The 11,687-nt window shown below is 71.5% G+C and carries 11 protein-coding genes; 6 read left to right on the forward strand and 5 right to left on the reverse strand.

Going from position 1 to position 11,687, the window contains the following annotated elements; translation table 11 throughout:
- Positions 1 to 98 precede the first annotated feature (98 nt).
- Together QSK15_RS31535 and QSK15_RS31540 are read left to right on the forward strand one after the other, a co-directional pair.
- Entirely contained in the window at positions 99 to 602 is a 504-nt protein-coding gene (locus tag QSK15_RS31535) for an ArsR/SmtB family transcription factor (protein ID WP_285797685.1), read from the forward strand.
- 53 nt (positions 603 to 655) lie between these two features.
- Positions 656 to 2,128, forward strand: a complete 1,473-nt coding sequence (locus QSK15_RS31540) for a serine hydrolase domain-containing protein (RefSeq protein WP_285797686.1) — start codon at positions 656 to 658, stop codon at positions 2,126 to 2,128.
- Between the two features lie 43 nt (positions 2,129 to 2,171).
- Here the strand turns inward: QSK15_RS31540 and QSK15_RS31545 are convergent, their stop codons facing one another.
- Together QSK15_RS31545 and ppdK are read right to left on the reverse strand one after the other, a co-directional pair.
- On the reverse strand, positions 2,172 to 2,624 hold the full coding sequence (locus QSK15_RS31545; protein WP_285797687.1) for a hypothetical protein: 453 nt from the start codon (positions 2,622 to 2,624) through the stop codon (positions 2,172 to 2,174).
- A gap of 11 nt (positions 2,625 to 2,635) precedes the next feature.
- On the reverse strand, positions 2,636 to 5,296 hold the full coding sequence (ppdK, locus tag QSK15_RS31550; RefSeq protein ID WP_285797688.1) for a pyruvate, phosphate dikinase: 2,661 nt from the start codon (positions 5,294 to 5,296) through the stop codon (positions 2,636 to 2,638).
- Positions 5,297 to 5,437: 141 nt separating this feature from the next.
- On the opposite strand from ppdK, the gene QSK15_RS31555 reads away from it, so the two are divergent.
- Both QSK15_RS31555 and QSK15_RS31560 read left to right on the forward strand, forming a co-directional pair.
- Complete coding sequence (locus QSK15_RS31555; protein WP_285797689.1) at positions 5,438 to 5,938, forward strand: GNAT family N-acetyltransferase; 501 nt, start codon at positions 5,438 to 5,440, stop codon at positions 5,936 to 5,938.
- A 9-nt stretch (positions 5,939 to 5,947) separates the two neighbouring features.
- Positions 5,948 to 6,589: a hypothetical protein gene (locus QSK15_RS31560; RefSeq protein ID WP_285797690.1), complete on the forward strand. Its 642-nt coding sequence runs from the start codon at positions 5,948 to 5,950 to the stop codon at positions 6,587 to 6,589.
- Positions 6,590 to 6,604: 15 nt separating this feature from the next.
- Here QSK15_RS31560 and QSK15_RS31565 read toward each other — a convergent pair whose 3' ends face one another.
- Positions 6,605 to 6,931 carry a transcriptional regulator gene (locus QSK15_RS31565; protein WP_285797691.1) on the reverse strand — a complete coding sequence of 109 codons (327 nt, stop codon included), beginning with the start codon at positions 6,929 to 6,931 and terminating at the stop codon, positions 6,605 to 6,607.
- The gene (locus QSK15_RS31570; protein WP_285797692.1) at positions 6,928 to 7,662 is read right to left on the reverse strand and encodes a hypothetical protein; all 735 of its coding nucleotides are present in this window, start codon (positions 7,660 to 7,662) and stop codon (positions 6,928 to 6,930) included. The genes QSK15_RS31565 and QSK15_RS31570 overlap by 4 nt, the downstream gene beginning before the upstream one ends.
- A gap of 312 nt (positions 7,663 to 7,974) precedes the next feature.
- Between QSK15_RS31570 and QSK15_RS31575 the strand changes: the two genes are divergently transcribed.
- Entirely contained in the window at positions 7,975 to 9,306 is a 1,332-nt protein-coding gene (locus QSK15_RS31575) for a hemolysin family protein (RefSeq protein ID WP_285797693.1), read from the forward strand.
- Positions 9,307 to 9,328: 22 nt separating this feature from the next.
- Here QSK15_RS31575 and QSK15_RS31580 read toward each other — a convergent pair whose 3' ends face one another.
- Complete coding sequence (locus tag QSK15_RS31580; protein WP_285797694.1) at positions 9,329 to 9,718, reverse strand: PaaI family thioesterase; 390 nt, start codon at positions 9,716 to 9,718, stop codon at positions 9,329 to 9,331.
- 101 nt (positions 9,719 to 9,819) lie between these two features.
- On the opposite strand from QSK15_RS31580, the gene tyrS reads away from it, so the two are divergent.
- The gene (gene tyrS / locus QSK15_RS31585) at positions 9,820 to 11,112 is read left to right on the forward strand and encodes a tyrosine--tRNA ligase (RefSeq protein WP_285797702.1); all 1,293 of its coding nucleotides are present in this window, start codon (positions 9,820 to 9,822) and stop codon (positions 11,110 to 11,112) included.
- The last annotated feature ends 575 nt before the right edge of the window (positions 11,113 to 11,687 follow it).

Here is an 11,687-nt window from a genome sequence, read left to right on the forward strand (position 1 = left end):
GCGGGGCAGGGGCACGAGACCGCGACCGGCCGGGACCAAAGTCACGGGTTTCGCGCCCGCGCCTTGCACGGAAGTACGTAACTTCGTAGTATCGAACTATGAGCGCAGTGGAGAAGCGGCTGGCCGCACTCGAGGAGCAGGTCGCCACGCTGACCGAGCGGTTGGCGGTCGCACCGCCGACGCCGCCCGCCCCCGAGGGCACCTTCTGGGCGCTCGACGGCCTGAAGCAACGTCTGCCGACCCGCGCGCCGGGCGCGGTCCTCTACACCGGCACCGTCCGCGTCGCCGACCAGCACTACGACTGGCAGTACGGCCGCACCGTCGACGACCTGCTCGCCGCCGACTGGACGGAGTTGGCCAGCACCCTCTCCGCGTTGGCCCACCCGGTGCGGCTGCGCCTGCTGCGGGAGATCCTCGGCGGTCGGCAGAGCACCAGCGAGCTGGCCGAGATCGAGGAGTTGGGCACCACCGGCCAACTGCACCACCACCTGCGCCAGATCACCGCCGCCGGCTGGCTGCGTAGCGCCGGCCGGGGGCGGTACGCGGTACCGGCCGAACGCGTGGTGCCCCTGCTGGCCATCCTCACCGCGGCGGGCCGCTGACCCACACCCGTCGGTCCGGCCGGGTACGCGACGACCACCAGGAGGGAACAACCATGCGCCGAACGACCGTCACCACCCTCGTCGTCGCGCTGATCGCCGGCCTGGTCGGGATCGCGCTGATGCCCCGGGTGCCCCGACTCGGCCCGCACACCACCGGCGACGCGGAGCTGGCCGACGCCGCACGAGCAGCCGTGACCGACCCGTCCGGGTACCGTGGGCTCGCCGTCGCCCTGGTGGAGAACGGTCGGATCCGCACCGCCGGCCTGGGCGACCGCGATCCCGCCGGCCGGCCCGTCGAGCCCGGCACGCCGTTCGAGATCGGCTCGGTCACCAAGACGCTCACCGGCATGCTCCTCGCCGACCAGGCCGCCACCGGCGTCGTCCACCCCGACGACGCTCTCGAATCCACCTGGCCCGCGGTCACCGGTCCCCTCCGCGAGGTCACCCTCGCCGAGTTGGCCAGTCACCGTGCCGGTCTGCCCCGGGTGGCCCTCGGCTCCCCGCTGGCCTGGGCACACCTGATGTGGGCCAACGTCTCCGGCGGCAACCCGTACGCCGGGCAGGACGTCGACACCCTCCGCGGCACCAGCGACCGGGTCAGCCCGGACGGCGGGCGCGGCGAGGTGCACTACTCCAACGTCGGGGTGTCCGTGCTGGGCCATGCGCTCGCCGCGAAGGCCGGCGTTGCGTACCCCGACCTGCTGCACACGCGGTTGCTCCGGCCGCTCGGGATGACCGCCACCGTCGTCGCCACCCGCACCGACGACCTGCCGGCCAACCGCGCCCAGGGCAGCCGGGCCAGCGGCCGGCCGCTCGACCCCTGGACGGGCGCCGGGTACGCCCCGGCCGGCATCGGCCCCTGGTCGACGGCGGAGGATCTGGCCCGCTTGGCCGCTGCGACCCTCGCCGGCACCGCGCCGGGCGCCGACGCCGCCACCGCCCGCTTCCGCGAGGATGGCGACACCCGCATCGGGTACGGCTGGTTCACCACCCGCCACGGTGACCGCGAGGTGGTGTGGCACAACGGCGCCACCAGCGGGTTTCGGTCCTACGTCGGCTTCGAACGGGCCACCGGCAGGGCGGTGGTGGTGCTCGGCAACACCGACCGGGGGGTCGATCCGATCGGTCGGCGGCTGCTCGGGTTGTCGGAGCGGGAGGCCGGGGCTGCGGCACCGGTGGTGCCCGGGTGGATCGGTGCCGGTCTCGCGGTGGCCTTCACCTTCCTCGGCGGCCTGTCCCTGCTCGGCACCGCCCGCCGCCGTGAACTGGACCGGGTGACGCTGCTGGCGGCGTCGGTGTGGGCGTTCGCCTACCTCGGGTTGGCCCACCGCATGGGGGACTGGTTGGTGGTGCCGGCGTGGCTGTGGCCGCTCGGGGCCGGCCTGTCCGCGGCGGGGGTGGCCCTGGCGGCGACCCGGTGGCGTGCCCTGCCGGTGCTCGACGCGCGGGTGCCGTGGCGTCGGCTGTTGTCGGTGGCGAGTTCCCTGGTCGCCGCCGTGCTGGCGGTCGCGGCCGTCAGCGATTGAGCGTGGACCGCCGGAGCCACGGTTCGACCTCGGCGGTCCACGCTCAGCGTTCGACGACCAGTCGGTGCGCCCGCAGCGCCCGCGCCCACCACGGGCGCGGCGTCGCCGGGCGCAGCGCCGGCGCGCGGACACCCCGCAGGCTGACCCAGCCGCCCGGCCCCATCGTCACCGCGCCGATCGCGGGCGGCTTGCGGCGGCCGACCACGGCGACGGCCGCGGTGAGCACCGCGAGCGTGAAGGCCCCGGTCGCCGCCGCGAGCAACCGGTCCGGGTCGGTCACCGGCCGGTAGCGGACCTGACCGCCGGAGAGGACGTACGCGCCGACCGCCCGGCCGTCGCGGACCACCGGCACCAGCGCGCTCGCCGGTGTGCCCGGCAGTTCCAGCACCGGGCCCACCGGCGCTCCGGTCACCGGCGCGGTCGGCGGTTCGGGCACCCGCCGGGGTGCGGGTGGGCTCAGTGGTGCCGCGCCGGTCGGGTTGAGGATCGCGGTCATGGCGCTGCCTCCTAACGGGAGTCGGACGTACCGGTGGTGGCGCGGACGGCGGCCTGTCCGGCGGCCAACCGGGCGATCGGCACCCGGTACGGCGAGCAGGAGACGTAGTCCACGCCGGCGTCGGCGAAGAACGCGATCGAGTCGGGGTCGCCGCCGTGCTCGCCGCAGACCCCGATGGTGAGGTTCGGTTGGGCCGCCCGACCCTCCGAGACGGCCAGCCGGACCAGGCGGCCCACGCCGACGGGGTCGATGCGCTCGAACGGAGACAGCTCGAGGATTCCCCGTTCCAGGTAGGCGTCGAAGAACGAGCCCTCCACGTCGTCGCGCGAGAACGCCCACGCGGTCTGGGTCAGGTCGTTGGTGCCGAAGGAGAAGAAGTGCGCCGCTCCGGCGATCTCCCCGGCGGTCAGCGCCGCTCTCGGCACCTCGATCATCGTCCCGAGGGGGATCTCCGGCGCGTCGGGCACCCCGGCGAGGACCGGCTCGATCTCGGCACGCACCGCGCGGAGTTCCCGCACGTCGCCGACCAACGGCACCATGATCTCCGGGCGCGGGTCGCCGCCGTCGCCGATCCGCTGCGCCGCGGCCTCGGCGATCGCCCGGACCTGCATCGCGAACAGTCCCGGGATCACCAGCCCGAGCCGCACACCGCGCAGCCCGAGCATCGGGTTGGCCTCGTGCATCCGGCGTACGGCGACCAGCAGCCGGCCGTCGCGGCCCGGATCCTCGCCGAGTGCCTCGGCGCGGGCCACCCGCGCGGTCAGCTCGTGCAGCGGCGGCAGGAACTCGTGCAGTGGCGGGTCGATGAGGCGGATCGTCACCGGTAGTCCGTCCATCGCGGTCAGGATCTCCACGAAGTCGGCCCGCTGCAACGGCAGCAACGCGTCCAGCGCCGCGGTCACCTCGTCCGGGCCCTCGGCCAGGATCAGCCGCTCCACCAGCTGCCGACGGGCCCCGAGAAACATGTGCTCGGTGCGGCACAGCCCGATTCCGGTGGCACCGAGGCGTCGTGCCCGCCGGGCGTCCGCCCCGGTGTCCGCGTTGGCCCGCACGCCCAGCCGGCGCACCGCGTCGGCGTGTTCGAGCAGCCGGTGCACCGCCACGACCAGCGGGTCGGCCTCTGGTGCCAGTTCACCCGCGAGGTAGCGGGCGACCGGCGAGGGCTGCACCGGCAACTCGCCGGGGTAGACCTTCCCGGTGCTCCCGTCGATCGAGACCACCTCACCGGCCCGGACGACCTGGTCACCGACGGCGAACTCGCCGCGCTCGGCGTCGATGCGCAGCGCGTCCGCCCCGCAGACGCAGGTACGCCCCATACCCCGAGCCACCACGGCGGCGTGTGAGGTCTTGCCGCCGCGCGAGGTGAGCACTCCCGCCGCGGCGATCATGCCGGGCAGGTCGTCCGGGTTGGTCTCCCGGCGGACCAGGATCACCGGTCCGTCCGCCGCCTCGGCGGCTGCCGAGTCGAAGACGACGCGCCCCACCGCGGCGCCGGGGGAGGCACCGAGGCCGACGGCCAGCGGCCGCGGCGCACCGGCCAGGTCGAACGCGGGGAACATCAGCTGGGCCAACTGGGCACCGCTGACCCGGTGCAGCGCCTCGTCCAGCGTGATCAGCCCCTCGTCGACCAGCTGCGCGGCGATCACGAACGCGGCTGCGGCGGTCCGCTTGCCGACGCGGGTCTGCAGCATCCAGAGCTGACCTCGCTCGATGGTGAACTCGATGTCGCACAGGTCCCGGTAGTGCCGCTCCAGCGTCGCCATGATCTCGGTCAGCCGGCGGTAACTCACCGGGTCGATGCGCGCCAGCTCGGGCAGGCCGACCGTGTTGCGGATGCCGGCCACCACGTCCTCCCCCTGGGCGTTGGCGAGATAGTCGCCGTAGACGCCGGGCGCGCCGCTGGCCGGGTCACGGGTGAACGCCACACCGGTGCCGGAGTCCGGGCCGAGGTTGCCGAAGACCATCGCCATGACGTTGACCGCCGTGCCCAGGTCGTCCGGGATGTGCTCCTGGTGGCGGTACAACCGTGCCCGCTGGGAGTTCCACGACTCGAACACCGACCGGATGGCCAGGTAGAGCTGCTCGTGCGGGGCCTGCGGAAACTCGTGCCCCACCCGCGCGGCGAAGATCTTCTTGTACGTCTCCACCAGGTCGTGCAACTGCTCGGCGTTGGGCCCGGCCGGACCGGCCGTCGCGCGCAGGGCCTCAAGCTCCCGTTCGAACTCCTCCGCCGGCAGCCCGTGCACCGTTCGGCCGAACATCTGGATCAACCGCCGGTACGAGTCCCAGGCGAACCGGGCGTCACCGCTGTGCGCCGCCAACCCGCCGACCGTGTTGTCGTTGAGCCCGATGTCCAGGATCGTCTCCATCATCCCCGGCATCGAGTACCGCCCACCGGAACGGACCGCCAGCAGCAGCGGGTCGCGCGGGTCGCCGAGCCGCCGATCCAGTCGCGCCTCCACATCCCGAAGATGCGCATTGACCTCGGCGAAGAGCCCGTCCGGCGGTGCGCCGGTCGCCAGGTACGCCCGGCAGGCGTCGGTGCTGATGGTGAACCCCGGCGGCACCGGCAACCCCAGCCTGGTCATCTCGCTCAGGTTCGCGCCCTTGCCGCCCAGCAGGTCTGCCCTGCCCCGGTCACCCTCGATGAAGTCGTAGACGTACTTGGGCATGGCTCCGACCTCCACTTTCGTTACCGCACGGGCCTCTCCATCTGTTCGTACCAATGTGTCGAGGGCCGTCGGCAGGGCCGGATGGTACGGCCGGCGGGTCAGAGGTCCCGTACTGTCACCGCCTCTGCGTACCCTCGGCCGATGACTTTTGATGTGCGGCTGCGCCCGGTCCGCGAGGACGACCTCGTCGAGTTCTTCCGGCACCAGCAGGACCCGGAGGCCAACCGGATGGCCGCGTTCGGCCCGAAGGACCCGTCCGACCGCCGGGAGTTCGCCGCGCACTGGGCCCGGGTGCTCACCAACCCGGCGAACCTGGTCCGCACCGTCGAGGTCGACGGCGACGTCGTCGGCTACGTGAGCGCCTTCCCGGTCGACGACCAGACCGAGGTCAGCTACTGGATCGACCCGGCACGCTGGGGCCGGGGGCACGCCACGGCGGCCCTGGCCGCCCTGCTGCGTGAGCTGCCCCGACCGGTGCACGCCCGCGCCGCCAAGGACAACGCCGCCTCGCTCGCGGTGCTACGCAAGTGCGGGTTCGTGGTGGTCGGTGAGGACTCGGGGTACGCCAACGGCCGCGGCAAAGACGTCGAGGAGTGGCTGCTGGAGCTGCCCGCCGACGCCCCTGACCTGGGCGGGCACTAGTCTCGCGACGTGAACTGGTTGGATCTCGTCGGCTGGGCCGGCTCCGCGGTGCTGGTCTGGTCGCTGCTGCAGTCGCGCGTGCTGCGACTGCGCGCGATCAATCTCGTCGGCTGCGTCGTGCTGATCGGCTACAACGCCGCGATCGAGGTCTGGCCCATGGTCGGGCTCAACGTCGTGCTCGCGGCGATCAACATCTGGTACCTGCGCGGGATGCTCGCCACCCGGCACGACGAGAAGACGTACCAGGTGGTGGAGGTCGGCGTCGGCGACCAGTTCCTCGCGCACACGCTGCGGGTGCACGCCGCCGACATCGCCCGGTTCAATCCCGGCTTCCGCTGGGATCCGGACGCGTCCGGGCGCTCGGCGTTCCTCGTGGTGACTGCCGACGAGGTGGTCGGTGTGGTGCTGTCGCACGCCGAGGCGTCCGGCGTCGCCCAGATCGACCTGGACTACGTGACCCCGAAGTTCCGTGACTTCACCCCGGGCGAGTTCGTCTACCGGCGCAGCCACCTGTTCACCGAACGCGGCTTCCACCGGGTGGTCAGCCCACCCGGGATGGTCGCCCCCTACTACCACCGGCTCGGCTTCCGCCCGGAGGGCGACTCGTACGTCCTCGATCTCCCGGCGTCACCGACCACCGCGACGGCGTAGGGCCCATCTCGCGGATCATGAATCTCGTTCGTCAGACGCTTGTTCGACCTGTTGGATGAGTTGCTTGAGGTAGGCGATCTCATCGCGCAGGGCCGCCTCGCCGGCAGCGGTGAGAGTCACCCAGGTGCGTGGGCGCTTGCCCTCGTAGCCCTTCTCGATCTGGATCAGCTCGGCCTTCTCCAGGACGGTCAGGTGCTGCCCGAGGTTGCCTGCGGTCAGCTGCAGGGTGGTGCGCAGGAAACCGAACTCGACCCGGCGGGCCTGGTGCGCGATGGTCAGGATGCCCAATCGGACGCGCTGGTGGACCACGTCGTCGAGGCCGTTGGTGGGATGGTCGGTCATCGCCCCGGAACCTCGGCGGTCTGCCGGAACAGGGCGAACGCGGCACTGCCGAGCAGCAGCAGCGCCGCCGGGACGAGCAGGTGCGGCAGGAAGAACCACGGCGAGGCCGAGTGGATGGACTGGCCGCCCTGCACCATCACGATCGCCAGGTAGACGAGGCTGAACGCCAGCAGCGCCCAGTTGCGTTCGACCCACGCGAGCACCAGCAGCGCCAGCGCGATGACCGCTATCGGACTGGCCAGCCCGTTGACGAGCCATGCCGCCGGCCCGACCTCGATCTCGACCGGGTCGGTGGAGAAGGGGTCGGCGGGGACGGGGATGAGCGGGTGGAACGTCTGCCAGATCGACACGGCCGCCATCAGAATGGCCAACGCGATGCCGACGATGACGTAGGGGCGGATCGGGGTGCCCACGCCACGCCGTCGGGCCTGTCTTACGTAGAAGCCTGCGATCGCCGCGTAGGCGAGCACCAGCGCGACCGTCCAGTACCCGAGCTCCGCCGGGTTGGGCGCCACGCAGACCGTCTGCTGCGGGCGGGATCGGCAGGTGTCGAATAGATCGAGGTAGGGGGCGTACCGGTAGACGGGTATCGCGACCAGGGTGATCACCGCGAAGACCAGCAGCGGAAACCATGTGCCGCGCTGGGCGACACGGACCTGGCGTGTCAGGTCGCGCACGGCCGCCAGCAGCTCGTGAGGCCCGTCCGCCTGGGGAGCGGATTCGTCTGTCATGAAGTAAGCTTTGCATTGCAGACCTGTCCGCGCAAGAGACTCCGGTCGGATGTCGCGGGCCGGGCCGTGCCGGCGGTAGACCGCCGAACTTCGCCCGCGCCGCCTACCGCAACCGCAACCCCCTGCCGGCGGACATGAACTGCGAGACAGAACCCAGCCAACGTCCACGCCCACTCGGCGTTTGCGTCACCCGGGCAGGATTCGGCCAGGGTCGGACGGGGCACAGACAACGCCTACGCCGGGCGGGTCCACCGACCGGCGGGCGCCGCGCGGACCGACCGGCGTCACCACCGGAGAGGGAGCGAACCGGGCGTGCAGAGCTACGGGAGCCAACTGGCCCTGGTCGGAATCCTGGTCGTGATCAACGCGCTCTTCGCGGGCAGCGAGATGGCCTTGGTGTCACTGCGGGACAGCCAGATCCAACGGCTGGAACGCACCAGTCGGGGCGGGCGGGTGCTGGCCCGACTCGCCAAGGACCCGAACCGCTTTCTGGCCACCATCCAGATCGGCATCACCCTCGCCGGTTTCCTGGCCTCCGCCGCCGCGGCGGTCTCGCTGGCCAAACCCCTCGTGCCATTGCTCGGGTTTTTCGGCGGCGCCGCCGAGACGGTGGCGATCGTGGCGGTCACCCTCGCGCTGACCTTCGTCACCCTGGTCTTCGGTGAGCTGGCGCCCAAGCGGATCGCCATGCAGGCCGCCGAGCGCTGGGCGCTGCTGGTGGCCCGCCCGCTCGACCTGCTCGCCAGCTTCACCCGCCCGGCCGTCTGGGCGCTCGGCGCCACCAGCGACGTGGTGGTCCGGCTGGTCGGGCTCAACCCCAAACACGAGCCGGAGGAGATCGGCCCGGACGAGCTGCGCGACATCGTCGCCGGCAACCACGGCTTCACCAAGGAGCAGCGCACCATCATCGCCGGCGCCGTGGAGATCGCCGACCGGCGGTTGCGGGCTGTCCTCGTACCCCGGTTGCAGGTCTTCACGCTCGACAGCGGGACCACCGCGGAGGCCGCGCGACTCGTGCTGGCCGCCACCGGGCACTCCCGGGCGCCGGTGGTGCGCCACGGCGGCCTGGACGACACGGCCGGAGTGATCCACCTGCGTGACCTGGTGGGCGTGCCCGACGACCGCCCGGTGGACGAGATCGCCCGCCCGCCGATGCTGCTGCCGGACTCGCTACCGGTGGTGGACGCGCTGCGTCAGTTCAAGGCCGAGCGTCAGCACATCGCGCTCGTCGTGGACGAGCGCGGCGCCGTCGACGGGATCGTGACGCTGGAGGACATCCTGGAGGAGATCGTCGGCGAGATCTACGACGAGACCGACCGGGACGGCTACTCGGTACGCCGCGACCCCGACGGCGCGTTGCTGCTGCCCGGCACCTTCCCGGTGCACGACCTTCCGGACATCGGCGTGGAGCTGCCGTCGCGACCGGCCGGTGACTACACCACCGTCGCCGGGCTGGTGCTGGCCCGGCTCGGGCACATCCCCACCGTCGCCGGGGAGGACGTCACGCTGGACGGTTGGGTGCTGATGGTGGCCGGCATCGACCACCGGGCGATCACCGAGGTACGGCTCAGCCGCGTACCCGAGGACACCGGCGCGGGCGCCGACGAGGCCGCGGAGCCGGTGTTGGACGAGGCCCGCAGCTGACCCGTCCGGTGCGGTCGGACGCTCAGGCGGGCGAGAGGTTCTGCAACCGGACCTGACCACGGGCGACCAGCCGCTCGTCGGCGTCGGTGATCTCCACCTGCCAGAGCTGCTGGCTGCGACCCCGGTGCACAGGGGTGCCGACGGCGGTCAGCTCGCCGTCCCGGACGGCCCGCAGGAAGTCGGTCTGGTTCGACACCCCGACCACGGTGCCCCGGTCGGCCAGCCAGATCGCACCGCCCACGCTGGCTGCGGTCTCCACGACCGAGCAGTACACCCCGCCGTGCAGGAGGCCGAACGGCTGGTGCAGGTCCGGTCGGACGTGCCAGCTGATGACCACCCGGTCGGCGCTCGCCTCTTCGAACGTGAGGCCGAGCAGGGCGGCAAAACCACCCGTCAGATCCGGAATCTCCATGGCAAAAGCCCTCCTCGATCAACGGGGCGCAAGCCTAGCCGGGGCGGGTTGCGCCAAACCCGGTACGGGTCGGTGCCGGCGATGGGGGAGAATCGGTGACCGTGACCGACAGCAGCCTCCCGCCCCCCGGGCGGGCCTCCCTGACCGATGACCTGCTCTGGCGTGGCCTGATCCAGGACTCGACCGGCCTCGACGAGCTGCGCGAGCTGCTCGACGGTGGGAGTGCCGCCACCTATTACGTGGGCTTCGACCCCACCGCGCCGAGCCTGCACGTCGGCAACCTCATGCAGGTCCTCATGGCCCGCCGGCTGCAACTCGCCGGCCATCGCCCATTGCTGCTGGTCGGCGGGGCCACCGGGCAGATCGGCGACCCGAAGGAGAGCGCCGAGCGGGCGCTCAACCCGACCGAGGTGATCGCCGGTTGGGTGGAGCGGATCCGCGAGCAGCTCGCGCCCTTCGTGTCGTACACCGGGGACAACGCGGCGCAGTTGGTCAACAACCTGGACTGGACCGGCGAGATGTCGATCGTCGAGTTCCTCCGCGACGTCGGCAAGCACTTCCCGGTGAACAAGATGCTCGCGCGGGAGGTGGTACGGGCCCGACTGGAGACCGGCATCAGCTTCACCGAGTTCAGCTACCAGCTGTTGCAGGCCAACGACTTCTACGAGCTGCACCGCCGCCACGGCTGCCAGCTCCAGTTCGGCGGTTCCGACCAGTGGGGCAACATCACCGCCGGCGTCGACTACGTGCGCCGGCGGGGCGTGGGGCCGGTGCAGGCGTTCACCACGCCGCTGGTCACCAAGGCCGACGGTACGAAGTTCGGCAAGAGCGAGGGCGGCGCGGTCTGGCTCGACCCGACGATGACCAGCCCGTACGCGTTCTACCAGTTCTGGCTCAACGTGGAGGACCAGGAGGTTGACCGCTACCTGCGGTACTTCAGCTTCCGCTCCCGCGATGAGTTGGAGGAGCTGGCGAAGGCGACCGCCGAACGGCCGGCGGCCCGGCTGGCGCAGCGGGCACTCGCCGAGGAGCTGACCACCCTGGTGCACGGCGCCGACGAGACCCGCCAGGCGATCGCCGCCAGCCAGGCCCTCTTCGGCCGCGGCTCACTGGACGACCTGGCGCCGGAGACCCTGCGCGCGGCCCTGACCGAGGCAGGTCTCGTACGTCTCACCGGCGAATTGCCGGATGTGGCGGGTCTGCTGCGGGACTCCGGCCTGGTGAACGGCCTCAAGGAGGCCCGACGGGTGATCGCCGAGGGCGGCGCCTACGTCAACAACAACCGGGTGACCGCTGTGGACGCCGGGGTGACCCAGGGCGATCTGCTGCATGGCCGATACCTGGTGCTGCGCCGGGGGAAGCGCTCGTTCGCGGGCGTTGAGCTGGCTGAATAGTCGTCTGTCGACGATGTGACGGGGGACGCGTCCGGCGGATTTGACGATCATCCCGCCGGACGCGTAACTTTCTCTCTGCCAGCGCGGAACGGACGAAACAGGCGAAAGCCTGAAACGGCCGGAGCGCCGGCCAACGGCCTGGGGGTCGGGCGGGCTTGCCCACCGGAACCCCGACCGGGAGGTGCCACCAGAAACGCCGCGAGGCGGATTTGGCGCGGCGAAACCGACCGGGTATGGTTACGAACCGGCAGGGCACCGGGCGGGTCGCGGGAAATCGCGACGGCCGGCCTGCCGATCCCATGACGAGAGCGGCGCAAGCCGATCGCGACATGGTGCCCGCATTATCGGGTGAAGCACGACGAACCGGGAAATGTCGGTTTGACACGGCGGAAACGAGCGGGTAACGTAGTAAAAGTGCCTGGCGCTGAAAGCGTCGGGGTTGTGGAGTGGTAAAGCCCCGGGATGGGTTCCACTGAGTGTGGTGCTTTGATCGGTGTGTGGTTGTTCTTTGAGAACTCAACAGGGTGCTTGTAAAGCCAGTGCCAATGATGATTTATACCCCGGACTGGTCAGTT

The organism is Micromonospora sp. NBRC 107095, assembly GCF_030269705.1.
Taxonomy (GTDB): Bacteria; Actinomycetota; Actinomycetes; order Mycobacteriales; family Micromonosporaceae; genus Micromonospora; species Micromonospora parva.